This is a genomic window from Nitrospirota bacterium, from assembly GCA_016219645.1.
In the GTDB taxonomy this organism is placed as follows: Bacteria; Nitrospirota; Nitrospiria; order Nitrospirales; family Nitrospiraceae; genus Palsa-1315.
On record JACRLR010000067.1, the window covers coordinates 105,173 to 129,995 of the forward strand.

The 24,823-nt window shown below is 57.5% G+C and carries 26 protein-coding genes; 24 read left to right on the top strand and 2 right to left on the bottom strand.

The annotated features are described in order from the left end of the window. Positions 1-14: 14 nt before the first annotated feature. From HZB34_17505 to HZB34_17515, 3 genes are all read left to right on the top strand, one after another. Positions 15-431: a hypothetical protein gene (locus HZB34_17505; GenBank protein ID MBI5317760.1), complete on the top strand. Its 417-nt coding sequence runs from the start codon at positions 15-17 to the stop codon at positions 429-431. Positions 432-606: 175 nt separating this feature from the next. After that, entirely contained in the window at positions 607-1,668 is a 1,062-nt protein-coding gene (locus HZB34_17510; GenBank protein ID MBI5317761.1) for a putative zinc-binding metallopeptidase, read from the top strand. Continuing rightward, the gene (locus tag HZB34_17515; GenBank protein MBI5317762.1) at positions 1,665-2,687 is read left to right on the top strand and encodes an ATP-grasp domain-containing protein; all 1,023 of its coding nucleotides are present in this window, start codon (positions 1,665-1,667) and stop codon (positions 2,685-2,687) included. Before HZB34_17510 ends, HZB34_17515 begins: the two co-directional genes overlap by 4 nt. Positions 2,688-2,728: 41 nt before the next feature. Here the strand turns inward: HZB34_17515 and HZB34_17520 are convergent, their stop codons facing one another. Then, complete coding sequence (locus HZB34_17520; GenBank protein MBI5317763.1) at positions 2,729-3,355, bottom strand: autotransporter domain-containing protein; 627 nt, start codon at positions 3,353-3,355, stop codon at positions 2,729-2,731. Between the two features lie 41 nt (positions 3,356-3,396). Here HZB34_17520 and HZB34_17525 point away from each other — a divergent pair, with 41 nt between their 5' ends. Next, the gene (locus HZB34_17525; GenBank protein ID MBI5317764.1) at positions 3,397-3,891 is read left to right on the top strand and encodes a hypothetical protein; all 495 of its coding nucleotides are present in this window, start codon (positions 3,397-3,399) and stop codon (positions 3,889-3,891) included. Between the two features lie 13 nt (positions 3,892-3,904). Here HZB34_17525 and HZB34_17530 read toward each other — a convergent pair whose 3' ends face one another. Next, complete coding sequence (locus HZB34_17530) at positions 3,905-4,510, bottom strand: 2,3-bisphosphoglycerate-dependent phosphoglycerate mutase (protein ID MBI5317765.1); 606 nt, start codon at positions 4,508-4,510, stop codon at positions 3,905-3,907. A gap of 286 nt (positions 4,511-4,796) precedes the next feature. Between HZB34_17530 and HZB34_17535 the strand changes: the two genes are divergently transcribed. The 20 genes from HZB34_17535 (at position 4,797) to HZB34_17630 (ending at position 24,800) form a co-directional block, all read left to right on the top strand. Beyond that, entirely contained in the window at positions 4,797-5,654 is an 858-nt protein-coding gene (locus tag HZB34_17535) for an NAD(P)H-binding protein (GenBank protein MBI5317766.1), read from the top strand. Between the two features lie 15 nt (positions 5,655-5,669). After that, positions 5,670-6,554 (top strand): pirin family protein, encoded by an 885-nt coding sequence (locus HZB34_17540; protein MBI5317767.1) that lies wholly within the window; start codon positions 5,670-5,672, stop codon positions 6,552-6,554. Between the two features lie 190 nt (positions 6,555-6,744). Beyond that, entirely contained in the window at positions 6,745-7,398 is a 654-nt protein-coding gene (locus tag HZB34_17545) for a DsbA family oxidoreductase (GenBank protein ID MBI5317768.1), read from the top strand. 326 nt (positions 7,399-7,724) lie between these two features. Next, complete coding sequence (locus HZB34_17550) at positions 7,725-8,159, top strand: VOC family protein (GenBank protein ID MBI5317769.1); 435 nt, start codon at positions 7,725-7,727, stop codon at positions 8,157-8,159. Then, positions 8,156-8,527, top strand: a complete 372-nt coding sequence (locus HZB34_17555) for an ester cyclase (GenBank protein ID MBI5317770.1) — start codon at positions 8,156-8,158, stop codon at positions 8,525-8,527. Before HZB34_17550 ends, HZB34_17555 begins: the two co-directional genes overlap by 4 nt. Positions 8,528-8,560: 33 nt before the next feature. Further along, positions 8,561-9,667: an NAD(P)H-dependent oxidoreductase gene (locus tag HZB34_17560; protein ID MBI5317771.1), complete on the top strand. Its 1,107-nt coding sequence runs from the start codon at positions 8,561-8,563 to the stop codon at positions 9,665-9,667. A gap of 30 nt (positions 9,668-9,697) precedes the next feature. Continuing rightward, on the top strand, positions 9,698-10,111 hold the full coding sequence (locus HZB34_17565; GenBank protein ID MBI5317772.1) for a hypothetical protein: 414 nt from the start codon (positions 9,698-9,700) through the stop codon (positions 10,109-10,111). 5 nt (positions 10,112-10,116) lie between these two features. Beyond that, the gene (locus HZB34_17570; GenBank protein MBI5317773.1) at positions 10,117-10,605 is read left to right on the top strand and encodes a VOC family protein; all 489 of its coding nucleotides are present in this window, start codon (positions 10,117-10,119) and stop codon (positions 10,603-10,605) included. Between the two features lie 291 nt (positions 10,606-10,896). Next, positions 10,897-11,424 (top strand): hypothetical protein, encoded by a 528-nt coding sequence (locus HZB34_17575; protein MBI5317774.1) that lies wholly within the window; start codon positions 10,897-10,899, stop codon positions 11,422-11,424. Positions 11,425-11,652: 228 nt separating this feature from the next. Continuing rightward, complete coding sequence (locus tag HZB34_17580; protein ID MBI5317775.1) at positions 11,653-11,889, top strand: CDGSH iron-sulfur domain-containing protein; 237 nt, start codon at positions 11,653-11,655, stop codon at positions 11,887-11,889. A gap of 348 nt (positions 11,890-12,237) precedes the next feature. Then, positions 12,238-14,832, top strand: coding sequence for a sigma 54-interacting transcriptional regulator (locus HZB34_17585; protein ID MBI5317776.1), 2,595 nt, complete (start codon positions 12,238-12,240; stop codon positions 14,830-14,832). Positions 14,833-15,087: 255 nt separating this feature from the next. After that, positions 15,088-15,414 (top strand): hypothetical protein, encoded by a 327-nt coding sequence (locus HZB34_17590; GenBank protein MBI5317777.1) that lies wholly within the window; start codon positions 15,088-15,090, stop codon positions 15,412-15,414. A gap of 297 nt (positions 15,415-15,711) precedes the next feature. Continuing rightward, the gene (locus HZB34_17595; protein ID MBI5317778.1) at positions 15,712-16,299 is read left to right on the top strand and encodes a hypothetical protein; all 588 of its coding nucleotides are present in this window, start codon (positions 15,712-15,714) and stop codon (positions 16,297-16,299) included. Positions 16,300-16,388: 89 nt separating this feature from the next. Beyond that, complete coding sequence (locus HZB34_17600; GenBank protein ID MBI5317779.1) at positions 16,389-16,916, top strand: hypothetical protein; 528 nt, start codon at positions 16,389-16,391, stop codon at positions 16,914-16,916. Positions 16,917-17,002: 86 nt separating this feature from the next. After that, the gene (locus HZB34_17605) at positions 17,003-17,725 is read left to right on the top strand and encodes a class I SAM-dependent methyltransferase (GenBank protein ID MBI5317780.1); all 723 of its coding nucleotides are present in this window, start codon (positions 17,003-17,005) and stop codon (positions 17,723-17,725) included. Between the two features lie 125 nt (positions 17,726-17,850). Further along, complete coding sequence (locus HZB34_17610) at positions 17,851-18,879, top strand: TerB family tellurite resistance protein (protein ID MBI5317781.1); 1,029 nt, start codon at positions 17,851-17,853, stop codon at positions 18,877-18,879. 470 nt (positions 18,880-19,349) lie between these two features. Continuing rightward, the gene (locus tag HZB34_17615; protein MBI5317782.1) at positions 19,350-19,973 is read left to right on the top strand and encodes a TetR/AcrR family transcriptional regulator; all 624 of its coding nucleotides are present in this window, start codon (positions 19,350-19,352) and stop codon (positions 19,971-19,973) included. After that, complete coding sequence (locus tag HZB34_17620; protein ID MBI5317783.1) at positions 19,970-21,100, top strand: efflux RND transporter periplasmic adaptor subunit; 1,131 nt, start codon at positions 19,970-19,972, stop codon at positions 21,098-21,100. The genes HZB34_17615 and HZB34_17620 overlap by 4 nt, the downstream gene beginning before the upstream one ends. Before the next feature lie 32 nt (positions 21,101-21,132). Beyond that, positions 21,133-24,243, top strand: coding sequence for an efflux RND transporter permease subunit (locus tag HZB34_17625; GenBank protein MBI5317784.1), 3,111 nt, complete (start codon positions 21,133-21,135; stop codon positions 24,241-24,243). A gap of 260 nt (positions 24,244-24,503) precedes the next feature. Further along, positions 24,504-24,800, top strand: coding sequence for an STAS domain-containing protein (locus HZB34_17630; GenBank protein MBI5317785.1), 297 nt, complete (start codon positions 24,504-24,506; stop codon positions 24,798-24,800). Positions 24,801-24,823 lie beyond the last annotated feature (23 nt).

A 24,823-nucleotide genomic window follows, 5' to 3' on the forward strand; every position in this document is an offset into this window, starting at 1 on the left:
ACATATTCCGGAGCGTGACAGCAGAGTATGCGCTTAAGGCCAGCCTTGGTCTCGGCACTTCCTGCAACGTCGGTTCGGCTGGAATCGATGCGAAGCCTCAGTCCATGCATACCTGGGTTCAGGATCGATTGAGCGAAAAAGGCGCTGATCTCACCACACACGTCCCACGACAATTGACCAAGGAATTGGTTGAGGCTGCCGACCTTGTTATTGCGATGGGGCGAAACCACCAAGCCTTCGTTCGGGAACGATTCGGACGTGACATTCCCCTGTTTGCTCAGGTCTGTCTCGGCCAGGATCAGCCGATTCTTGATCTGCACGAAGTCTTGCCGAATTGGGAAAGCGATCCTGCGCAGGCCCGCTCCTACGTGTGCTCGGTGATTGATGTCATCTGGACAATGGCACCGGCCCTTCTCCCTCGCCTCCGTTAGCCCACCCTTGCGACATATATTGTCAATGCCGGTTCATTCTTGGCCTCGATCGGACATTTTTCTCCACGGCATGGACGGTAGATAGTGGAAAGACTTCCCGAACCGGGGGGATCTTGTAGCACATGCTATATTTTCAAGAGCACTGCTTGCAGGTTGAACGTCAGGATAAGCGTCGATGCAACGATCACAGACACAGAACGCGCTGGGGAATGATCGCCATGATCACGAGCCCGAATGGATCTCATGGTCCAACGAAAAGCTCCTGGACCTTCCCATGAACCAACTCGGTGTCACCCTCGATGGACCATTCCTGTCGGGGCAGATTCAGCAACTCTACGCCGAACTCGAAGCCCGACAGCTTCTCTTCCGCCCCCATTTCTGGCTGTCCAATGAATGGTTCACTCCGGATGGTGTGCCAGGGATTGCCGTGCCGTTTTACCTGGCCCATCCACGACTCGAAAAACTTGAAATGGATCAGATGCTCGAGGTCGAGGGAGGGACCCCGGAATGGTGCATGCGAATCTTGAGGCATGAAGCAGGCCACGCAGTGGAAAATGCCTATCGCCTCCGCCGTCTCCGCCGTCGGCAGCAGATCTTTGGGCGCTCATCCGAACCCTACCCCAAGTATTACAGTCCTCGGCCCTATAGCCGGAGTTTCGTACGGCATCTCGACGTGTGGTATGCGCAAAGCCATCCGGATGAAGACTTTGCGGAGACCTTTGCGGTCTGGCTCACGCCCGATTCGACCTGGGCTGACCGCTATAGAGGATGGCCGGTGCTCAAGAAGCTTCAATACGTCGATGGGCTCATGGAGGGGCTGGCTGCTGTCCAGCCCAAGGTAATCGCACGTGAAGAGGTCGATCCATTGCCCGACCTAAAGAAGACCCTGCGCGAGCATTATGACCGCAAACGTAAACATTATGGAACTGAACGACCGTCATTGTACGATCCGGACTTGAAACGCTTGTTTTCCGACGCCCCTGTCTACGCTGATCAACCGGGTGCCGCCGCCTTCTTGAACCGTTTTCGAAAAGAGGTGCGTCGCAAAGTCGCTGCCTGGACCGGCGAATATCAATACACCATCGATCAGGTGCTCGAAGGGATGATTCAGCGGTGCCGGCAGCTCCACCTGCGATTGCCGGTGGCGGAAGAGCAGGCGAAATTGGATTTCACGATTTTGCTGACCGTGCATACGATGAACTACTTGCGTAGCGGACGGCACAAGGTGGCGCTATGAAACGGTCCCGCATCCTCGTCCTGATGCATGAAGATTTGGTGCCGCCAGACTCCCTCAACGGGCAGGACGTGACCAGGGCTGAATGGAAGACGGAATACGACGTAGTTTCTGCACTTCGCAAGCTCGGCCATGATGTGAAGCCGCTGGGGGTCAAGAGCGATCTGGGGGTGCTTCGATCGGCCATAGAGGATTGGAAACCGCACATCGCTTTCAATCTGTTGGAAGAATTCGATGGGGTGGCGGTCTATGACCAGAACGTCGTGTCGTATCTTGAATTGCTTCACGTACCCTATACCGGCTGTAACCCGCGTGGGTTGATGTTGGCGCGCGACAAGGTCCTCTCCAAGAAACTGTTCTCATTTCACCGAATCCCGTTCCCGGATTTCATGGTTGTGCCACAGGGACGGACGGTTAAACGGCCCAAGTGGCTGTCGTTCCCCTTAATTGTTAAATCGGTGACCGAGGAAGCTTCCCTGGGGATCTCTCAAGCGTCCATTGTCCAGGATGACGACAAGCTCAAGGAGCGAGTCGAATTCATTCACACGAGCATAGGAACCGGGGCCCTGATTGAACAGTACATCGAAGGGCGCGAACTGTATGTCGGGGTATTGGGCAATGGGCACGTACATGTCCTGCCGGTGTGGGAGTTGATGATGGATAAGCTGCCGGATGATGCCCGCCGGATTGCAACCGAACGAGTCAAATGGAGTCGTACGTATCAAGACAAGTATGGGATTCGTTCCGGTGAAGCCAGGAATCTTCCTGAAGGGAAAGCCGAAGAGATCCAACACCTCGCGAAACGCGTCTACCGCGTACTAGGCCTGAGCGGTTATGCACGCATCGACGTCAGAATGGACGCAGAGGGGCACGTGTATGTGTTGGAAGCCAATCCGAACCCACAGATCGCACACGATGAAGACTTTGCGGATTCAGCAGAGAAAGCCGGTTATGCCTATAAAGATTTGTTGCAAGAACTGCTGAACATCGGCCTTCGCTGGCGGCCGGCCAAGGCGGCCTAGTTCCCACCTCACCCTCCTCGCTCAGATATTCCATCGTTCGACTAGGGGCCGAAGCGGAAACCGAACAGCAGGGCTACATCGTTGTGGTCATTCTCCGGGAGTGATGGAGAGAGATCGATGTCGTGGAGATTGACGATTAATGTCGTAGCCAAGGCAAGATTGTGGGCTGCCTGGTACTCCAGTGTGAGACCGAGGGGGATATTCCAACTCGTGTCATTACGGTCGATGCGTCCAGGGCCGGTTCCCCGGTCCAGATCTGCGTGGATCAATCCAATCCCCGTGAAGGGCACCAGGTTGAATCCATTATTGAGACGAAAATGATAGCGAGCGACCCCGGCAAAAGAAATCTGGAACAGATCGCCAGTCGGAGAAATCTGCATCATCGGTCCGACAGAGAAATTTCGATCAACGTAGTAGTCACCGTTGAATGCCATGGTGAACACGGTATCATCGACTGTTCCCGCCGTGAATCCCAGGTCGCTGCCGAATCCCCAGCGGTTTCCGTCAGCATGGGCCAGAGGTGCAGGTCCGACTGTGACTGCGGCTAAAATAGCCATCAGGCTGGCGGCACAAGTCCACCGTGATAATCTGGCAAAGGCCTGTCGAATCATCCGGCGGACTGTAACACAGGGGGTCAGTACGGACAAGTCGTTTGAGCCTGATGGCATGAGTAGGGTATTCTCTCCGGCCCTGGGGAGCGGAGAGAAGCATGTCAACCAACTCGATGACGCCGAGGCAAGCTGCGGTAGCCCTGGTCGCAGCCATGCCGATCGGCGTGTCTGTCCAGCAGCTGGAAGAATATGGGATCGAGGCGACGACGGAGCAGGCGCAGGCGATTACGCAAGAAGTGCTTTCATTGAACCTATTTTGGATCTTCGCCGCTATTGACGCGCATATCCCTCAAAAATATCAGTCTGCGATTTCTGAACTCATCATGGATGCAATGGAAACAGGATGGGGGACAACCCTTCCTGTCGGTTCAGCCAACTGGACCGTCTATCTCGACCAATGGCAGAACCGTCGTCGGAGGTATAGTCGCTTAGTTGAAGAGGGGGTAAGCCCACTTGCGGTAAGTGCAGAAGCAGCTACGCTGATGGAGGAGAATCACTTGATCAGAGAAGCAGAACGGCATAACCTGTTAATTCTACTGATCGATTTCGTTCCGGTCGACAGCTACGGTCAGTTACTGGAAGATGTCGGATAATCTGCTAGGCCTGTCAGAGGTAACGGTGGTCGACGATCTTCCCTGTCTCGTCCATCTCATAGAGCAATGGCGCACCGGTTGGGATATTCAATTCCAGCACTTGCTCTCGCGAGAGCTGTTCTAACTCCATGACCAAGGCCCGTAAGCTGTTTCCGTGTGCCGCGACGAGGATTGTTTCCCCCTTCAAGAGATAGGGCTTGATGGCCTGTTCATAGTAGGGCAACGTTCGCTCAGCCGTGTCTTTCAGGCTTTCCCCTCCCGGCGGACGCACGTCATAGCTCCGCCGCCAGATCTTCACCTGCGCCTCGCCGTATTTCGTGGCGGTCTCATCCTTGTTCAATCCCTGTAGGTCACCGTACATCCGTTCATTGAGGGCCTTGTCCTTCTCGATAGGGATGTTCGGCTGACCGACCGCATCGAGTACCAGCCGGAGGGTTTCATTTGCGCGCTGAAGCACGGAGGTAAAGGCCCGATCGAAGGTAAAATTCCGGAGTTTAATTCCCGCGTTCTTGGCCTCCTCAATGCCTCGCGCAGACAGGGGCACGTCGACCCAGCCGGTGAAACGATTCTCCAAGTTCCATTGTGATTCGCCGTGACGAAGCAGGACCAATCGAGCCATATCCAGTGCCTCCATGATCACGTGACAAGGTTGAATATCCGCCACAGGATAAACGATCAGCACAGGAAGTGAAAGAGCGGGAGAGGAGGATGCGTGCGGTAGGGGTCAGGGGAGCCTTGCGAGGTCGACGTCTCATTGACCTCACTCACGATTTCACGAAAGGAGACCAGCGAGACATTTTCCCTGTTGACTCTGTTCTAACTAGGACTATTATAATAGGGCGTGGTAGGGTGGTACCGAGGTCATTAGGGTAATGTGATCAGGCAGCCGGAGGGGAGAATTCACCATGTTTGTCGTACTCGGTGCAACGGGGCATACCGGATCGGTGGTCGCGGAGACATTGCTGGCTCGTAAGCAGCCGGTGCGTGTCGTCGTGCGTTCGGCTGACAAGGGCGCTTCATGGAAAGCGAAGGGTGCGGAAGTCGCAATCGCGTCGCTCGATGATGTGCCGGCTTTGACCAAAGCTTTTCAAGGGGCAGTGGGGTTGTACCTCCTGGTCCCTCCGAACTATGGAGCCACAGCCTGGCTTGCAGCGCAACGTCAACGCATGGATCAGGCGGCAGAAGCGGTGAAGACCAGCGGGATTTCGCACGTCGTCTTCTTGTCGTCCATCGGCGGACAGATTCCGGAAGGCACTGGTCCCATTCGGGCTGCTCGATACGGTGAGCAGAAGTTGGCAACCGTGGCGCAGAACCTGACGATCCTACGCCCTTGCTATTTCATGGAAAACTGGGCTCCCGGGATTGGTATGGCCAGAGGCCAAGGTGTGCTGCTCACATTCATTGCACCAGAAGGCAAGATTCCGATGATCTCAACGAAGGACATCGGGAGAGTGGGAGCGGAATATTTGATCACGGGCGGCAAGGGCAAGCAGATTGTAGAACTCGCCGGACCGGAAGAATATAGTCCAGGACAAGCGGCCGCTACGCTCAGTCAGATCTTGGGGAAAGCTGTGTCGGCTCAGCTTGCGCCATTGAGCACCGTGGTGCCGACGTTCACATCATTCGGCTTTTCCGATGAAGCGGCAAAGCTTTTCGAGGAGATGTATACATCATTCTCCAAGGGGACGATCGGGTACGAACAGCCTGCGTCGCTTGTGCGCGGGACTGTCATACTGTCTGAAGCATTGCGAGGAATGGTCTAAGGAAGGAGGCCGATCATGACTACAGTGACGATGATCGCCAAAGACATTCTGGGTGTCTATCAGCCTGGCTCGACACATATGGTCGGAGACGGCTTTCCGGTACGCAACCTCTTTCCTAGCAACGACCTCGATCGCGAGGTGAGCCCTTTTCTCATGCTGGACTATGCGGGGCCGCAGTATTTTTCGCCCACAGACCATCCGCGTGGTGTGGGAGAGCACCCGCACCGCGGATTTGAAACAGTGACGATTGTCTATGAGGGTGTCGTGGCCCATCGAGATTCGGCTGGAAATGCCGGCGTGATTGGTCCGGGTGACGTGCAATGGATGACCGCTGCATCCGGGATTGTCCATGAAGAGTTTCACGAAAAAGAGTTCGCCAAGAAGGGCGGCACCTTGCATGCCATCCAATTGTGGGTCAACTTGCCGCGTGCATCCAAAATGTCGGCGCCCGGTTATCAGACCATTCTCAATGCCGACATTCCGTCAATCGACCTCGGGGGTGGAGAGTTACGGGTGATCGCAGGATCATTCCAAGGACGGAAGGGACCGGCTCACACATTTACACCTATCCAGCTGTACGACATTCAGCTGAAAGCAAGGTCTCGCGCGTCGCTGGCATCGCCGGACGGACATAATACCTCGATCTTCGTCTTGCAGGGAGCGGTCTCTGTCAATGGATCGCCACAGGCAGGAGAAGCCGAGCTGATCGTCTGTTCACGCAATGGGTCGCAGGTGACGATCGAAGCACAAGAGGGCAGTCGGCTTTTGATCATGAGTGGGGAGCCCATTGAGGAACCGATCGCGCGCTATGGCCCCTTTGTCATGAACACGAAAGCCGAGTTGGTTCAGGCGGTGCAAGACTATCAGGCCGGCAAAATGGGACACTTGGCAGGACGCTGAAACAGCCGGGCAGCAGGGGGAATGGCCCGGCGAGCCCTCTGTGCTCGCGCAACGCGCCCTCGGAAGGAGAGACAGGGAGCCACCAGACCATCCTTCTTGCTCGCAGAACGCGCACGATGAAACGGTGCTCGTTCGATGTGCGCAGTGAACGACAGTCTGGTGGCTCCCTGAAGAGAAAGTTCGAGATATCATGGAGAAACCGTTCACGAATATCTCGATCGAGATCTATTCCGATGTCATTTGCCCTTGGTGCTATGTTGGGAAACGTCGGCTTGAACGGGCATTGGGTCAATTAAGAGATAGGGCACAGGCGCAGATCGACTGGCGACCCTTTCAGTTGAATCCGACGATGCCGCTCGATGGAATCGATCGGACCGCCTATCTGAAGGCCAAGTTCGGGAGCTTGGAGAATTTTGGGCGGATGAAAGAGCAGCTCCTCGCTGCCGGCGAAGAGGATGAGCTTCCCTTTGCCTTCGACAAGATTCAACGTACACCAAACACCTTTGCAGCCCATCGGCTGGTCTGGTATGCAGCGCAGCAGGGGAAACAGGACCAAGTGGTGGAGGCGCTCTTTTGTGCGTATTTTCTCGAAGGTAAGAACATCGGTGACGTGAAGACCCTTGTGCGCGTCGCTGGCGAAGCCGGATTGGATCGAACAGAAACAGAACATTTTCTGGCAAGCGACAACGGCACGGTTGAGGTCGAGGGTGAAGAAGCAGTGGGTCGTCGGCTGGGTATCCGAGGAGTACCCTACTTTGTCTTCAACGGCCGTATATCAATCTCTGGAGCTCAACCTCCGGATATCATTGTGTCTGCCATTCAGCAGGCGGAGAAAGAAATCTAGCAGGCCATGGAAGAACACAGCCTTAGACAGCACGCTATTTTCTATTGGTGCCGATCTCGACATAGCTGCAGGCTGTTCAAAAAGACCGTCCAGCAAGGCCGCAGGCGGAGCAAGAACCAGAGGCGTACCCTCAGGGGCGCACGGTGCGACGAATAAGGAGCACCATGTCTGTGCGCGCCGCCGAGTCGGTGAGGCGGCCGGGTCCCCGTTGAGGATTCTTGCGAGCTAAGAACGATGCATGGGGAAAAGCGCGTCTTGGCGCGCCGGGGTTGGGCGGGTGAGAAGAGCAGCTTTTTCAACAGCCTGTTAGAAAAGGAAGGAGCATGATGGGAGTCCAAGTCTACGGATGTAATCACATCGTGATCGAAGTGACCGACGCCAAGAAAGCCGTGAAGTTCTATCAGGACGTGTTCGGCCTGAAGATGCTTCGTGGCGGGGAAGGCGCGGCCTGGTGCAAGCTTGGGGAGCATCAATTCATGGCGATTTTTGAAGTCGACAAGCTGCAACCGGACCGCGTGAAACATTTCGGCTTGATGGTCCGTGATGCCGCTCAGATCAAAGAGGTGCGACAGAAACTCACGAAAAAGTACAAACTCACAATGCAGCCCAATTTCCGTTGCGATTTCCGCGACCCCTGGGGAAATCGCATTCAGGTCGGCGATCTCAGCGATGAATCGCTGGTCTGGCTCCTCCCTTATCAGGAAGTGCAGAAAGCCGGGATTACCTTTGCTAACACCGCTCGAAAGGAGAAGAAGTCATGAGCACACTTAATTTGCAACAGCGATTGAATGATTTGTTCGGCTACATTCGTCAAGGCAAAATCATTGAGGCCATGAGTGAGTTCTACGACAAGGATGTGAAGATGCAGGATAATGCCAATCCTCCAACCGTCGGTCAGGCCGCCAATATTGAACGCGAAAAGCAGTTCTTGAGCGGGGTCAAGGAATGGAAAGGGTTCAATGTGACGGCCTCGGCTGTGGGAGACGACGTGACGTTCTACGAATGCAGCCTGGACTTCATCGCCACCAGCGGACAGCCGGTGCATATGGAGCAGGTCGTCGTGGCTAGGTGGAAGAACGGCAAGATCGTGCAGGAGCGGTTTTATTACGACACCGGCGCGAGCAAGTAAGGCATCATGACTTCATCTTAGAAGGAGCCTCTCATGCCGGATACACAATGGACTGACGTCGGAAATGTCGAGGAGCTGAGGGAAAAGCCGGTGCAAGAAGTTCTACTCGGGAAGACGACGATCGCCCTGACGTACAAGGGAGGCTCCTTTGGCGCTATCTCCGGTGTCTGTAATCATGTCGGGGGCCCGTTGGGTGAAGGCACACTCGACGGCGACTATGTCGTCTGTCCCTGGCACTACTGGAAGTTCCATCACAAGACCGGTCGAGGGGAAGCAGGGTACGAACAGGATCAGGTTCCGAGCTATGCCACAAAGATCGAGAACGGACGACTCTATGTCGATCTATCATCAGCCACGAAGCGGAAGAAGCAGTCCCATAAACCCCATCCACTCGCACGTCCGGTGTTGCGTCAGGCAGGTCCGATCCGCGTCGTGGGGATCTCGACGACGGCGATGACCACGGAACATCCACGATATAGTACCTCTGACGCGATGCTGGAAGTTGCCCTTGACCATGCCCGAAGCGCGCTCAAACTAGAGACGCAATGCATCAAGCTCCGCGAGTTGAACTTTCGCACTTGTGAAGGTTTCTATTCGAAATCAGCGCAGGCCTGTACCTGGCCCTGCTCGATCACGCAAATGGGCCCGATCGATCAGCTCGATCGTGTGTACGAGGCCATCGTGCATTGGGCCGATGTGATTCTGATTTCAACCCCGATTCGCTGGGGCAACGCGAGCAGCCTCTATTACAAGATGGTCGAGCGGATGAACTGCATCCAGAATCAGGAGACCATCGCGAACAGACATTTGCTGAAGAATAAGGTCGCCGCGTTTATTGTCATGGGTGGGCAAGATAATGTCCAAGGTGTGGTCGGGCAGCTCATGACCTTTTTCGCGGAAGTCGGTTGCCAGTTCCCGCAGTTTCCATTCATCGCTCATTCGCGAGGCTGGAGCGCAGAGGACATGGAACGGAACGTCAGCGAGGTGCAGAACAGCCGGGAATTGCGTGAAGGGGCACAGGAACTCGTTGCACGAGCCGCAGACATGGCGAAACTCATGGTCGGCGGTCAGATTCCAGAGCATCCACTCGCCCGTGGTGGCCGCAAGGCGCATCAACTCGATAGTGAGCCGACCGGCTAATGGTCGTGTGACCTATGGGGAGATTGGATCATGCCGGAGCGAGGTCACAGGGACGCGCATCTCGATCATCTATTTCAGGCGCTGCTTCGTCTGCACAAAGCCTTGCTGGACGACGAACGGATATCCTATGAGCGTGTGCATGGGCGTATCCCATCCAATGGAGCGTTTTTGCAGCTGGTGCTGGGGGATGCGTGGTTTGCCTGGTTGCGCCCGCTGTCGCAATTGACGGTCAAGCTCGATGAACTGATGGAAGAAGGCGGGGCATCGTCACGTACGAACATCATTGCTCTGCTCACGTCGGCCCGGACGCTGCTGACACCCACTGAAGAGGGAGAGGGGTTTGGTAAGCAGTATTACGATGCGCTGCAACGAGAGCCCGACGTCGTGCTGGCACACGCGGCCGTCACGGCGCTACTCCGGCAGTCGTTGTCCAACAAGGAGTGATTCAGATGAAAGCCCATTACCTCGGACACGTTGTCTTCTATGTGAAGGACCTGGAGCAATCGCTGGCCTTTTATCGTGATCTACTCGGATTTCAGGAAGTCGGGCGGATTTTCAACGGTGCAGCCGCTGCGCTGACGGCCGGGCGCACGCATCATGAGTTGCTGCTGATCCAGGTCGGTGATGCGCCGGGACCTCCACCTGGACAGCGTCGCGGGTTGTACCACATCGGGATCAAGGTGGGAGACAGTCTGGATGAATTGCGCGCGGCGAAGAGAGATCTTGAACGGGCCGGTATCACAATCGCCGGCATGAGCGATCACACGGTGAGCCAAAGCCTCTATCTCCACGACCCTGACGGCAATGAAGTGGAACTGTACGTGGATGCGGATGAGTCAGTGTGGAAGACTAATCCGGCGGCGGTCGTGTCACCGATCAAGCCATTGCGCTTGTCGCAGAAACAGGGCCTGATATGTAACAATTCAAACCATACCTGAGTTCATGTGGAGCAGCGCGAAAGCAGCAGTCGTTCATCGATGAGAAGAGGGAGAAGGGCATCGTGCAGGTGTTAGTCGAATGGAGCAGGGATCTATTGCTGTATACGAATGATGCCCTCAATGAGCACGGTCATGATACTCCGGTCGATAGTTCTGCGCCGGTTGATCTTAGCGCCCTGTGGATGAGGTTGATTTGACTTGGCGGGCCCCACGGATCAACACCTGCATGCGCTTCACTTCACTTGACCCTACGCTGAGGACACACGGTACCATAAATAGAAGGGAGCAATCATGCAATTTAGACAAACCATTATCTCCACAGTTACCCTCCTCGTCATGAGCCTGGGGCTCTTCTGCGGAGCCGAGGCCACAACCATCGACGCAGGCCATGCGACCATGAGTTGGACGGGACAAGGCATTATCGATGATCTGGGCGATGGGGAGAGAGTCTTTAGCGGCAAGATCACCGGAAATATCCTCGTGAAGCATCTTCCCGTAGGCTCGGCACCGGCACAGATCCATAAAGGCAGAATGGATTGCCAGGCGATTCTCCATATCAGCGAGAATCAAGAGGGACCGAAGACGGGCGTCTGCATCATCAGAGCCCATGGCGACAAGGACATCGCATACGTAGAGATCCGATGTGCCGGAGTGAAAGGCGAATGCAAAGGCGAGATGACGTGGGCCTGGGGGAAGGGAGGATTCAAAGATATTACGGGGACGACGCCGTTCGTCTCCACTATCTATATTGAGCAAGGGAAAGCAGGACGGATCCACGGAAGTGCTCATTGGCCGGAGTTGACCTATACACTACCGTAGGGACTCATGCCGCACCACGACGAGACTGGCATCACAATCAAATCGATTGCCCCTGTAGGTCTTGGTGACGGAAACGGAGGAGAAGAAATATAGAGATGCCGTGACTCTCGAAAGAATCGAAGAGTGGCTTGGGGCTGTTATGGAGTAGAGACGAGAGGGTCGAAGAAGCCCATGGCCCGAGCAGTGAAGAGACATATTCGCCCCGAATAACCCACAGGAGGGCCGTTCATGGAGAAGCCACGCATTGCAGCCAAGCAGCCCGAAGTGCTTACGTTGGAAGCGGGAACGTACTATTGGTGTCTATGCGGACGATCGAGGGACCAACCATTCTGTGACGGGTCTCATCAGGGAACCGGGTTCGAGCCGGTCGAGTTTACCGTAGATGAAACGAAAGAAGTGGCCTTGTGCATGTGCAAGCAGACGAAGACACCGCCGTATTGCGACGGGACGCACGAGACTCTTTGAGGATTATCGTCGCTACGTGAGCGAGACACGACTCACGTAGTGATCGATCTCTGTGCATCTCAGGGTAGTGGCAGGATTGCACGAAAAGGCCAGACTTCTTACCCGCCCAACCCCGGCCGCGTTGGAGTGCGACCTTTTCCCAAGCAAGGCCGCAGCGAGTGACAAAAGATGCTCCTTCCAGGCTCGCTCGTTACTCCCTTTCAAGGGGTGGCCTGGCTTGGTCCCCAACTGCGCACGTCGAACGACCACTGCTTCATCGTGGGGGGTCCGTGAGCACGGGGGACCAATCAGGCCACCCCTCTCCCTCCTCTTGAGCCGTGACTGTTTGTTACGCCATACTGCCATCCCATGGATACGCATCCCGCATCCCCCTGTGAGACGCTAGCAGAGCGGTACCAAGCTCTGCTGGAAGTTGCCGAGGCGATTTCCGCACACCGCGATCTCCACGTACTCTTTCGAGACCTCGCACAGCGCCTGCCTCGGGTCGTCCATGTGAATTTTGTCGCCCTGTCTTTGCACGATCCTGTCCGAAACACGATGCGGTTGCACGCCATTCAGGCGAACGTGCCGGCCGATCTCGTGGGCGGCCATGAGGGGCCGGTCGAAGAGAGTCCCGCTGGATTGGTCTGGCAGACGCAGGAATCCGTCATCGTGCCGAATCTTGCCGGAGAACGTCGTTGGCCCAAGGTTGTCGGGCACATGAGCGAGGACGGTGTGAACTCGTTTTGCGTCGTTCCCTTGACGACCGCGGTGCGGCGCCTGGGCGCCATGGGGTTTTTGAGCTTGCAAAAAGAAGCCTATGGTGAAACGGATCTGGAATTTCTCCAACAAGTAGGCAAGCAGGTGGCGGTGGCGGTGGATAATGTCCTCCATCATCAAGACCTGATTCACGATCACGACCGGTTACGGCTTCTACTCGAGGTATCCGAAGCCATCGTGTCGCATCGTGACCTGTCCTCGCTCTTCCGGGATCTCGCGCAACGTCTCCCGACAGTCGCCCCATTCGATTTCATCGGCTTGATTCTTCACGATCCCTCAAAGAATCTGATGAAGGTCCACGTATTGGAAACCGCAGCCGCTCATCGCCTCACAACGAGACTGAATGGGCTGGAGCTTCCGATTGAGGAGTCCTCCAGCGGCTGGGTATGGGCTCACCAGCAACCTTTGGTTATTCCGTCTCTCGCCGAAGAATCTCGATTCTCGATGGGGATGGCGGCGCTCAAGGACATCGGCGTTCAGTCGGTCTGTCTATTCCCGTTGACGACGGCCATGCGGCGTCTCGGCGCGATCGGATTCGGGAGTCTCGAACCCAGGGCATTCGGAGACCAAAACCTGGGATTGCTCGGGCAGGTGGCCAAACAGGTTGCCGTGGCCGTGGACAACGTGCTCCATTTCTCCAGCACGGAAGCCGCGCAGCGGTCTCTGGCTCGAGAGCGAGATCGGCTCAGTTTGGTGCTGGAGATCAACAACGCCGTCGTGTCCCACCTTGAATTGAGAGAGCTCTTGAAAGCGATCTCTGCCTGTCTGGGCCGTGTGATCCCGCACGATTTCGCGTCGTTTTGTCTCTACGATCCCGAGATAAATCAATTGCGGGCTCACGCGCTGGACTTTCCCAGCAATCAAGACTTTGTCGGAGCGAGGGACCCCATTCCATTGGAAGGAACCCCGGAAGGGCTGGCCTTCTCTTCTCAGAAGACGGTTCATGTCAGAAGTCTCAACCTCACGGAGTTTCCTGCGGAGATCATGCAGCGGGCAGAGGCTGAAGGCCTGAAATCTGGATGTGCCGTTCCGCTGATCTTGCACGGACGAGCACTGGGCACGTTGAGCGTCGTCAGTAAGCAGGAGGACGCATTCACAGACGACAATGCCGCATTGCTCGGCAGGATCGGCGCGCAGATCGCGCTCGCCGCTGCCAATTCGATGGCCTATCAGGAAATCTCATCGCTGAAGGACAAGCTGGCAAAGGAAAAACTGTACCTGCAGGAGGAAATCCAGACTGCGTACAACTTCGAGGAAATTGTCGGGGACAGCCGGGCTCTCAAACTGGTTCTCAAAGAAGTCCAGACCGTGGCCGCGACCGATTCGACGGTGCTGATCTTGGGTGATACAGGGAGCGGGAAGGAACTGGTGGCGCGGGCGCTCCACAATCTCAGCAACCGTCGAGAGCGAACGTTCGTCAAGATCAATTGCGCCGCGATTCCAACAGGCCTGCTCGAGAGCGAACTCTTTGGGCATGAAAAGGGCGCATTCACCGGTGCGATTGCCACCAAGATCGGCCGGTTTGAATTAGCCGACCGTGGAACCTTGTTTCTCGACGAGGTGGGGGAAATCCCGCTTGAGTTACAAGTGAAGTTGCTCCGCGTGCTTCAGGAACAGGAGTTCGAACGATTGGGGAGCACCAGGACGATTCGCGTGAATGTTCGCATACTTGCCGCAACCAATCGCGATCTTGGCCACATGGTAGAGGAGCAGAAGTTTCGCAGCGATCTCTATTACAGGCTGAAGGTTTTTCCGATCACGGTGCCTCCCCTGCGTGAGCGCCCGGAAGATATTCCCTTGCTCGTCCGGCACTTTGCTCAGAAATTCGCCCTGCGGATGAAGAAACGCATCGAGACAATCCCGTCGGAAGCCATGAAAGCACTCCAAGCCTATCATTGGCCCGGTAACGTGCGAGAGCTGGAGAACTTCATCGAGCGAGCGGTAATCCTGACCCAAGGATCGGATCTGGTTGTGTCGCTCGCAGAATTGAAGCGGACGCCGGGTCACGCAACAAACTCCGGGGCTACGACACTTGAACAAGCCGAACGCGAACACATTCTCAAGGCCCTTCGCGAGTCGGATTGGATCATCGGTGGTCCTGTCGGGGCTGCTGCCAAGCTTGGGATGAAGCGAACGACTCTCCAATCAAAAATGCAGAAGCTCGGTATCTCTCGCCATCTGTAATTAGCCAAGCCCCTCACCCGGTCCCATGAATGTTCCAGCCTCGTGCCGACCTTTCGGCACCGTGCCGTCGAGTCGGCAGATTACCCTCGGCACTTCTTTTGTTCGCAAGAGATAATCTCGAACGAGATCACGCCATCTCCTCTATTTTTCATCGACATCGACGATTCAGGTCGGGCGGGAGCCTGCTGGAACGCGAGTTGCCATTCAATTTCGCTATGAATGGTGTGAAACCGGCGGATCACCGAGGAGGGATCTATGGGTACGGCGTTGGCGGTGACACAACAGCAATCGATTGAGTTGACCGATCCACGTTGGGCAAGCATCCATAACACCGATCGTTGTCCGCGCTGCAGCGGACTTATGGTCGCCGAATGGTGTCAGGATCTATCGGACCACCGCGCTCAGCGCTGTGTGCAATGTGGCGAGGTCATCGATCCGGTCATTCTGCAGAATCGTCTGCAGTATGGAATGACAATCGGTCCAGCTAAGGGATCAGGGCAGACGCCGCAACTCCCTACGGCGTTTCCCGCTGAGGTAGACAGGCCCTTTTCTACACCCCGGAGGGGTCTGTCTGCTCGGTGAGCCACAGAGGCGGGCGACGGGAAGGGATCAGAAGCACTGTCGGTCGTGATGAGGAGGTTAATATGGGACAGATAATTGCAGGTGTCATCGCCGTACTGGCGCTGGGCTGGTGGGCGCGTGCCTTACGACAGCGCACGGTGCCCGTACCCGTACGCATCGCTCAAAACCGCTCGCGGCAGCGCTCGCGAGAGCGACGCTGAGTGACGCCGCAGGACGTCGCAACACCCAGGGTGCCCTGGCCCTGGGCAGAGGAGAGAGCACCGGCGTAGGGCCCGATCCCACACAGGAGGGTTTGCCATGAAGACACAGAGGACAAGAATCGCTGCGGCGGGACTGCTGCTTGCTGGCGTATTGGCCCACTCCAGCATGGCCGCGGCCCATGGCACCACCAGCGGAGAAGACGACCCCTGTCTCCGCCAGGTCGGCGAGGGGGTGGTGCATTTCAACGCCTATCAACCGCAATACGAGGTGAAAGCACAGTACTGCACCGACATCCCCAAAGCGGGAGAGACCTTCCTGGTTGTGGACCTCGTCGATCCGGCCCTGCGCAGCGAACCGGTGGGGATGCGGATTGTGAAGGGGGGAGGGAACGACGACACAGAAGATCAGCTCGTGGCCGATATTCGCCCGAGCACCCACCCGGACGGCGTACTCCGCAGCGAGGTCCGGCTGGACGAGGGGCTGTATACGGTCACGATTGCATCGGAGAAGCAGAATCTGATGAAGCGCCCGCAGTATCTGTTACGGGTGCAGATGACCGACTATCAGAAGCTAGTGCAGACCCTGGCCGTTCCCTTGTTCGGGATGTTGCTTGTGGCCTGGCTCGGGTACAAGCTCCTCCGCTCGACGTGGCTGCGGAATTGGTGGACCGTCCTTCGGTCGTAGGAAAACAGGGCGGAGTTCTTTATTCACCGGCGCTCGGTTCTCCCTCACACTTGGGATGAATGGCGCCGCATATTAGAAAGGGAGTAGCCATGAGATTCAGACGATCCCTGATCCTGACAGTCACCCTCCTCGTCATGAGCCTGGGGCTCTTCTATGGAGCCGAAGCCACAACCATCGACGCAGGCCATGCGACCGTGAGTTGGACGGGACAAGGCGTCATCGATGATCTGGGGGGTGGTGACAGAATCTTTAGAGGCACGATTACTGGCACTATGCTTGTGAAGCATCTTCCAGTGGGGTCGGCGCCGCCGCAGATCCACAAGGGCAAAATGGATTGTCAGGTGATTCTCCATGTCAGTGAGAATCAAGAGGGACCGAAGACGGGCGTCTGCATCATCAGAGCTCATGAAGACAAGGACCTCGCGTACGTAGAGATACGATGTGTGGGAGTGAAAGGCGAATGCAAAGGCGACATGACGTGGGCCTGGGGAAAGGGAGGATTCAAGGGTATTAAGGGCACGACGCCATTCGTCGCCGGTATTTATATTGAGCAAGGAAAAGCGGGACGGATTCACGGAAGCGCACACTGGCCTGAGTTGACCTATATGCTGCCGTAGAGGTTCAAGCAAAGTCCCCGCTGTCACGTCGCATGTTTCTCGACAGAGATTCACCAACAAGATCAATTCTGAAAGGAGCGCAACCGATGACATCGGCAAATCGTTACGTGACATCCTGGGAGAGTTTTTGGAGTACCTCGACCGGAACGCCTGGCGAAATCTTTTGGGACGCCGACCCCGCTCATGCAGCCCAACAAGATTTGGCGCTGTTCCAAGACTATGCCGACCCACGGCTTCCGTTAATCGATCTGGGGTGTGGCAACGGGACGCAAACGCGCTTTCTTGCGAATCATTTCGCCAGGGTGATAGGCACTGAAATTTCGCCCGCAGCGGTTCAGATTGCCCAAACGAAACAAGCGGCCCCCAATGCTTCATACCGAGTTCTTGATGTGCTGTGTCCCGATGATGCCCAGGCTCTCCATGAGGAAATTGGCGATGCGAATGTCTACATGCGCGCGGTACTGCACCAGTTGTCGCCGTCAGACCACGCGACGGCGATACAGAGTATCGAGCGGCTGCTTGGGGCAAAAGGCATTCTGTATCTGATCGAGCTGTCGTCAGCGGTTGAGCCTTTCTTTGCCCAGCTGATTCAGCAATATGGACTGCCTCCCGGCCTTGCGCGAGTCTTCCAGCATCAGATTACGCCCGGAATGTTGCATGAAAATAACCTAGAATCACTGTTCCCAACGGATCAATTTATGCAGCTTGAAACCGGCCAGAGTCATATTCGCACCGTGCACACCCTCCCAACGGGCGAAGTGGTAAAGGTCCCAGCCTTCTACGCCGTGTTTCGGCAGCTGCAGAGCTAAGCTCCATTGCGGCCAACTGAGAGTCGATTGTTAACGATCGAAGCCAAGCCGATTGGGGCCGGACATTGTCGCGTAGCTCACTTTGGGCGTAGAGTTGAAAAACAATAGTGCTCAGGGAGGTTTCGATGGAACTGAAGATACCGAGTCCAGAGCAAGCCTATTGGGGATTGCGGGCGATGAAGACCGTCGCACTGGCGGATGGGATGCTCGATGATTCGGAGCGGCATATGATGGAAGCGGTTCAGCGGGTCTTCGGCACCACCCATGAGATCGAACAGCTTGCTCCAATCACGCCGGCAGAACTGGCCCGGGCGTTTCCCGATCCTCAGCTCAGGCAGCAGCTTGTGCAGGGGCTCATTGTGATGTCCCTCATTGACGGGAAAGCCAATGCCCAGGAAACGGATCTGGTCGAACAATTCGCGCAGGCGCTGGAGGTGAGCGCTCCCGAGGTGAAGGACCTGCGGCATGTCCTGAAGGGAGAGATCTTGCAGTTGCGCCTCGATCTCGTGCGTCGATTCTGGCTGAGGCCCAAGGTCAATGAGATCTGGAACACAGAAGGCATCCGGGGCCTCTACACATTCATGCGCGGGATGATCGGCGCGCATGAAGATTCGGCGCTCGCGGCCCGCTACCAGGCGTTGGAGCATTATCCATCTGGATCTTTGGGGCGTGCGTATTGGGAGTACTGTCGCAAGAACGGGTTCGCTCTACCGGGGGAAAAGGGTGGAGCGCCAGAACAAATTTTGTTTCACGATTGCGCGCACATCCTATCCGGTTATGGAACGGCTCCGGAGGAAGAAGTTCAAGTGGCCTGTTTCAGCGCCGGTTTCCAGCGGCGTGACCCGTGGCTTTTCGTCTTCTTCGTCCTACTGCAATTTCACGTGGGCATTCGTATGACGCCGATCACTGAGGCCAGAACGGGATTCTTCGACCCGACGAAGGCGCTGATCGCGATTCGACGGGGAGCTGCGATGAACGTGGATCTGAACAATGGCTGGGATTACTGGCCTGTGATGGGAGAGCAGGTCGAAGAACTTCGAAGGCGGTACAACATCCTTCCAGTGGAAACTTTTTATCCGGCGAATTTTTCGAATACACCAGAGAGACCACGGCTGCAATGCGAGGGGCTCCACAAACAGACGTGCAAGGACTAAAAAGCGAGATCTATCTCACGAATCACTCCCAGCAGTCCTGACGGCGCCGACCTACCGTCATCTGCCGAGATGTCGGCAGTCATGAAGTCGGCACAGCGCCGTTTCGATCCTCCTGAAACTACACTCTCCGCTCACTAATCCATTCGCTTTCAATCACTTACGATAGCAACGTCGAATCGTCGTCTGTTAGGAACAGTCTATGCCATGTACGGGTGGGCAGGCGATGGGAACATGAACACGTAGCCGTGTCCGACTCAGTACGCCGTGGCGCCACCGCACTCGACCGGACGACCGGCGCCGGTTGCGCAACAGGCGCTCAGGAACTGAAGTGGAATGGAATCGTTGGCCGGCCGGGGTGGGGTATGAACATGGCGCTCAGTCCATCGAATAAATCGACTGCATATGCCGGAGGCCATGAACCGACCGACCGGACGGTTGACACCAGACCGACCGGACGGTATTCTTCATCCATGAAACAAACAACGTCGAAGCTACAAGACATGCTTCTCGACGCGACCGAAGCCGTGGTCGCCCGACAAGGCATTGCAAGCCTGACGCTCGACGCCGTCGCCGCCGAAGCGCGCATGAGCAAAGGCGGCCTGCTGCATTACTTCCCGTCGAAGGACCGGCTCGTCGAAGCGCTGGTCATCCGCACCGCCGAAGGTTGGCGATCCTGCTACACCGAAGCCTATGAGCGCTCACCAGAAGGGCCCGGGCGCATGGCGCGCGCGCTTTTAGACCACTGTCTTTCCGACGCCAAGTGCTGGACGGAGGAACTGCGGCGCAGTTCCTCCGCGGTGTTCGCGGCGCTTGCTCAGAACCCCGCGTTGATCGAGCCCATGCGCGCGGTCTACGCCGACCTCCATCTGCGCATCGCCAAGGATGGCTTGCCGTCGGGTGTCGCCGAAGCGGTTGCCGCTGCGATCGATGGACTCTGGCTCGACTGGGTGTTGGGAATCGTTCCACTCGAACAAGACCGCGTTGTTCGAGTGCGCCGCGCACTCGAGGACATGCTTGCCCACGCGACACCGGCTCGCCGTTCGCCCAGGGTCAAGGGTGCTTCGATGAAGCGTTCGGGAGGGCGTCGCGCATGAATCGTCGGAGTTGGATCGGATCTTTTCTACTGCTCGTCGCGGTCGTCTCGGTGGGCGTAGGCCTGGCGGCCTGGAAGTATACGGCCATACAGGCAGCCGTGGCAGCGTCCGCAAACCAACCGGAGCCGATGGAGTCGGTGACCGTCGCTTTCGCGAAGGAAATTGAGCACCGCCACACTGCCACGTCCATCGGGACTATTCTGGCACTGCGCTCGATCACCTTGCGTAACGAGCTCCCCGGTACTGTCCGTTATGTCAGTCTCACGCCCGGACAAATCGTCGACACCGGCATGGTGCTCGTCGCACTCGATGTGTCCGTCGAGGAAGCTGAGCTGAAAGCACAGGAAGCCCAGGCCGCCCTCGCGCGAACGGTGCTTGACCGCAGAAAGAACTTGAGTCATGACCGTGCCACGACCCAGGAGGAAGTGGATCGCGCGCGCGCGGACCTCGATATCTCGCTGGCTCAGATCGCGCGCACCAAGGCGATCATTGCCCGCAAGACCATTCGGGCGCCGTTCCACGCGCGAGTAGGCATGGCAGACCTGCACCTTGGCCAGTATCTGAACGAGGGCACCGAACTCACGACGCTGCAGGGTATCGACGACGCCGTGCATGTGGACTTCACCGTCGCGCAACAGGTTGCCGCCGGCCTGCGGGAAGGCGACAGCGTCGAGGTATCCGCCGCCGGCCAATCGTCTCCGATCTCAGCCAGAATCGTCGCGGTGGACGCGCGTATCGATCCCACGACACGCAACGCCGCGGTACGCGCGAGAATTGAGGGCGCGGCCAACGCGCCGTCTCCCGGCGCTTCGGTGCGTGTTCGGGTGCCGGTCGGCTCGCTACGAAAGGCGGTCGCCATTCCGGCGAGCGCCCTGCGGAAGGGTCCTGGCGGCGATCAAGTGTTCGTGATCGAATCGGACAAGAACGGCAAGACGCGTGCGCACGTGCGGCCGGTCGAGAGCGGCGCGATGCTCGGCGACGAGGTCGTGATCCACGCCGGGCTGTCCGCCGGCGAACAAGTGGCTGTCTCGGGGTCCTTCAAACTGCGAGAAGCCGCGCTGGTCACGATTGCCGGCAGCCCAGAGGATAAGAGCGGATCGGGTCAGATGGTCGTCGGCGAACGCTGAGAGAGCCGGAACGATAGGAGAAGGACATCCGCATGCGCTCGTTCACCGACATTTTCATCAAGCATCCGGTCCTGGCGGTCGTCGTGAATCTCGTGATCCTGCTCGCGGGGTGGCGGGCGTTGACGGCCCTGCCGTTGCAGCAATATCCAAAGATCGAAAGCTCGTCCGTGATCATCACGACGGTCTACTACGGCGCCAGCGCCGAAACCGTCCGCGGTTTTCTCAGCACGCCGATTGAGCGGGTCGTCTCCGCGATCGGCGGGGTCGACTATGTGGAGTCGACCAGTCGCGCCGGCGTCAGCACCGTTACGGTGCACTTGAAGCTGAACCACAACAGCACGGCGGCTCTGGCCGAGGTCACCGCGCGGCTCCAACAGGTACGATCCGAGCTGCCGGCGGAAGCCGAACCGCCTGCGATCGAAGTGCAACGCGCCGATCGCCCCTACGCGTCCTTCTATCTCAGCTTTGCCTCTACGGAACGCAGCGTGCCGGCCGTCACGGATTGGTTGTTGCGCACGCTGCAGCCTCAACTCTCGACGTTGCCCGGTGTCCAGCGGGTTACCTTCGAGGGCGGCCGCCAGGTTGCCATGCGAATCTGGATCGACCCCGATCGGCTCGCCGCGCTCAACCTCTCGCCCGGAGACGTGCAGGCAGCCCTCAAGCGCAACAACTTCCTGGCGGCCGTCGGTCGAACGAAAGGCAACCTGGTGCAGGTCAACTTGTTGGCGAATACCGACCTGCGCTCCGCCGTGGAGTTCGAAAACCTGATCGTCGCCGACCGGGGGGGCGCGATCGTGCGGCTGAAAGACGTGGCCCAGGTCGAGCATGGAGCCGAAGAAGCCGACATGATCGCGAAGTACAACGGGAAAGAAGGTGTCTACCTCGGGATCTGGGCGCTGATCGGCTCGAACGAGATCGATGTCGCGCACCGGCTGCGCGATGAGATGGACCGTATCCGGCCGACGTTGCCGAAGGACATCGACATGCAGCTGGTCTGGGACGGCACGATGTTCATGCGAAATGCGCTGACAGAGATCAGCAAGACATTATCGGAGACGATCCTGATCGTGGCGCTGGTCGTGTTTCTCTTCATGGGCTCGGTGCGCACCGCGCTGGTGCCGCTCGTCGCGATGCCGGTGTCGCTGGTCGGCGCGGCGACGTTCATGTTCGCGTTCGGCTTCAGCCTCAATCTCTTGACGCTGCTCGCGATCGTGTTGTCGGTCGGGCTGGTCGTGGACGACGCGATCGTCGTCGTGGAGAACGTCGAGCGGCATGTGCGCCTGGGTAAGTCCCGGATCGAGGCGGCGCTGGCCGGTGCGCGCGAGCTGATCGGTCCGATCATCGCCATGACGATCACGTTAGCCGCAGTCTATACACCGATCGGTTTCCAGGGCGGCTTGACCGGCTCGCTGTTCCTGGAGTTCGCGATGACGCTTGCCGTGGCGGTGGTCCTGTCGGGGATCGTGGCGGTGACGCTGTCGCCGGTCATGAGCTCGCGATTCGTGCATCCGCAGGGCAAGGAAGGCCGTATGACCGCCTTCGTCAACAGAAGGTTTGAAGAGGTGCGCCGTGTCTACGCCTGGCTCCTCGACAGGGCGCTGGAGATGCGCTGGGCAGTCGTGGCGGCGTCACTGCTCATCATGGTTTCGGTGTGGCCGTTGTACATGTTTTCGCGGCAAGAACTCGCTCCCGTTGAGGATCAAAGCCATATCAGCTTGTTTTTCGAAGCGTCGCCGGACTCCACAGTGGCCGCCACGAACCGCGAGCATTTGCAGGTGGTCAAGACCATCACGTCCTTTCCCGAGACGGAATTCACATGGTCGCTGACGGCGGCATGGGGCGGATTTGGAGGCTTGGTTGCGAAGGACTGGCACGGACGGGCACGCTCGACCGAGGAGATGTACGGCGAGGTGTTCGGCGCGGTGTCGCAGGTCCCGGGGCTTCGTGTGTTCCCGCGCTTGGATCCGCCGCTGCCCACTCCAGGCCAGTATGACGTCGAACTCGTGTTGCAGAACGATGCACCGCCCGAGCAGATGCTCGAAACGGTCGGCGCCGTGCTCGGCGCCGGTTGGCAAAGCGGCAAGTTCTTGTATGTGGACACCGATCTCAAGATCGATCTCCCTGAGGCGCGTGTGGTGCTTGATCGTGAGCGTCTTGCCGACTTGGGGCTCGACCTGGCGGGGGTCGGCCGCGAACTCGGAACACTCCTCGGAGGCGCGTATGTCAACCGGTTCAACTATTTCGACCGCAGCTACAAAGTCATTCCTCAGATCGGCGATAAAGACCGCGCGACGGTCGATCCGCTCCTCGATCTCAAGATCAAGACTCCGGGCGGCCAGCTTGTGCCGGTCTCGACGTTCACGCACATCGAAACGAGCACTGCGCCACGCACGCTGAACCGCTTCCAGCAGCGCAACGCGGTACGAATCTTCGGCGGAGTCAGGCCGGGTGTCACGAAGGAAGAAGGGCTGCGCGTTCTCGAAACCGCAGCCGCAGCCGCAAGCGGATCCGGCGTCGCCATCGACTACGCGGGCGAGTCACGACAGATCCGTCACGAGGGATCTGCGCTCGTCGTCACACTCGGGTTCGCGGTCGTGCTCATTTATCTGGTGCTTGCGGCGCAGTTCCAGAGCTTTCGGGACCCGTTGATCGTGCTGGTCGGCTCGGTCCCGCTCGCGATTTCCGGCGCGCTGATATTCAGCTTCCTGGACCTGACCACGATCAACATCTACTCCCAGGTCGGGCTGATCACGCTGGTCGGACTGATCGCGAAGAACGGCATCCTCATCGTTGAATTCGCAAACACGCTGCAGGCCCGCGGTCTCTCGAAGGCCGCCGCGTTGCGCGAGGCGTCGTTGACGCGGCTGCGACCGGTGCTGATGACTTCGGCTGCCACTGTCTTCGGGCACCTCCCTCTGGTGCTGGCTTCGGGACCGGGCGCCGCTGCCCGCAACAGCATCGGCATGGTACTGGTCACCGGCATGACCGTGGGCACGGTATTCACGCTCTTCGTCGTGCCGGTGTTCTATTCGCTGATCGCCGCGCGGCACCAGCCGAGCCCATCGTATGAGGATCATGAGCGAAACGAGCTGCTGACGGAAGTGAACGGTCGGTCGCTTGAGCAGACAGTTTCTGCTGGTTGAACGGCTGACGGTGAATGCCTTCGCGAATGCCGGCCTGCATGTAGAAAGAAGTCCTGGCAATCCACTCGGTGGTCCGTTCTTTCATCTCCTGCCGATGGTTCGGCGAGTGCCGGAATATCGGCAGAACACCATCGTCAGTGAGCCCTGCCCACGATATGACATCGAAATATTTCATGAAACAACAATGTGTTATGTAGGCTTATTTGCTCTTGACCACGGGAATGCTCCTTGCCATTCCATACGGGCGAGGTAGAGAATCCATGCTGAAAATTACGACGCTCACGAATGCAGAATCGATTGTCCTCAGGCTTGAGGGACGTTTGGCGGGACCTTGGGTGCAAGAGCTGGAACGGTGCTGGGACTCTGTCGTCGGCTCGACAACGAACCACCCTCTGACTGTAGACCTCTCAGCTGTGACCTATGTTGACTCAGATGGAAAGGATCTGCTGAAGAAGATCCACAAGCAGGGAGCCAGCCTCGTCGCTTCCGGATGTCTGACACGCTGTATCGTGAATGAGATTGTGCATGTGGCTCAAAGAGGTGAACGTGGGAAGTAACCGGATGATTACCGAAGGACGAC

Excerpts from the sequence above, each read along its gene's own strand:
- HZB34_17510 (MBI5317761.1), top strand. The coding sequence starts at position 607 with ATGCAACGATCACAGACACAGAACGCGCTGGGGAATGATCGCCATGAT.
- HZB34_17515 (MBI5317762.1), top strand. The coding sequence starts at position 1,665 with ATGAAACGGTCCCGCATCCTCGTCCTGATGCATGAAGATTTGGTGCCG.
- HZB34_17520 (MBI5317763.1), bottom strand. The coding sequence starts at position 3,355 with ATGCCATCAGGCTCAAACGACTTGTCCGTACTGACCCCCTGTGTTACA.
- HZB34_17525 (MBI5317764.1), top strand. The coding sequence starts at position 3,397 with ATGTCAACCAACTCGATGACGCCGAGGCAAGCTGCGGTAGCCCTGGTC.
- HZB34_17530 (MBI5317765.1), bottom strand. The coding sequence starts at position 4,510 with ATGGCTCGATTGGTCCTGCTTCGTCACGGCGAATCACAATGGAACTTG.
- HZB34_17535 (MBI5317766.1), top strand. The coding sequence starts at position 4,797 with ATGTTTGTCGTACTCGGTGCAACGGGGCATACCGGATCGGTGGTCGCG.
- HZB34_17540 (MBI5317767.1), top strand. The coding sequence starts at position 5,670 with ATGACTACAGTGACGATGATCGCCAAAGACATTCTGGGTGTCTATCAG.
- HZB34_17545 (MBI5317768.1), top strand. The coding sequence starts at position 6,745 with ATGGAGAAACCGTTCACGAATATCTCGATCGAGATCTATTCCGATGTC.
- HZB34_17550 (MBI5317769.1), top strand. The coding sequence starts at position 7,725 with ATGGGAGTCCAAGTCTACGGATGTAATCACATCGTGATCGAAGTGACC.
- HZB34_17555 (MBI5317770.1), top strand. The coding sequence starts at position 8,156 with ATGAGCACACTTAATTTGCAACAGCGATTGAATGATTTGTTCGGCTAC.
- HZB34_17560 (MBI5317771.1), top strand. The coding sequence starts at position 8,561 with ATGCCGGATACACAATGGACTGACGTCGGAAATGTCGAGGAGCTGAGG.
- HZB34_17565 (MBI5317772.1), top strand. The coding sequence starts at position 9,698 with ATGCCGGAGCGAGGTCACAGGGACGCGCATCTCGATCATCTATTTCAG.
- HZB34_17570 (MBI5317773.1), top strand. The coding sequence starts at position 10,117 with ATGAAAGCCCATTACCTCGGACACGTTGTCTTCTATGTGAAGGACCTG.
- HZB34_17575 (MBI5317774.1), top strand. The coding sequence starts at position 10,897 with ATGCAATTTAGACAAACCATTATCTCCACAGTTACCCTCCTCGTCATG.
- HZB34_17580 (MBI5317775.1), top strand. The coding sequence starts at position 11,653 with ATGGAGAAGCCACGCATTGCAGCCAAGCAGCCCGAAGTGCTTACGTTG.
- HZB34_17585 (MBI5317776.1), top strand. The coding sequence starts at position 12,238 with ATGGATACGCATCCCGCATCCCCCTGTGAGACGCTAGCAGAGCGGTAC.
- HZB34_17590 (MBI5317777.1), top strand. The coding sequence starts at position 15,088 with ATGGGTACGGCGTTGGCGGTGACACAACAGCAATCGATTGAGTTGACC.
- HZB34_17595 (MBI5317778.1), top strand. The coding sequence starts at position 15,712 with ATGAAGACACAGAGGACAAGAATCGCTGCGGCGGGACTGCTGCTTGCT.
- HZB34_17600 (MBI5317779.1), top strand. The coding sequence starts at position 16,389 with ATGAGATTCAGACGATCCCTGATCCTGACAGTCACCCTCCTCGTCATG.
- HZB34_17605 (MBI5317780.1), top strand. The coding sequence starts at position 17,003 with ATGACATCGGCAAATCGTTACGTGACATCCTGGGAGAGTTTTTGGAGT.
- HZB34_17610 (MBI5317781.1), top strand. The coding sequence starts at position 17,851 with ATGGAACTGAAGATACCGAGTCCAGAGCAAGCCTATTGGGGATTGCGG.
- HZB34_17615 (MBI5317782.1), top strand. The coding sequence starts at position 19,350 with ATGAAACAAACAACGTCGAAGCTACAAGACATGCTTCTCGACGCGACC.
- HZB34_17620 (MBI5317783.1), top strand. The coding sequence starts at position 19,970 with ATGAATCGTCGGAGTTGGATCGGATCTTTTCTACTGCTCGTCGCGGTC.
- HZB34_17625 (MBI5317784.1), top strand. The coding sequence starts at position 21,133 with ATGCGCTCGTTCACCGACATTTTCATCAAGCATCCGGTCCTGGCGGTC.
- HZB34_17630 (MBI5317785.1), top strand. The coding sequence starts at position 24,504 with ATGCTGAAAATTACGACGCTCACGAATGCAGAATCGATTGTCCTCAGG.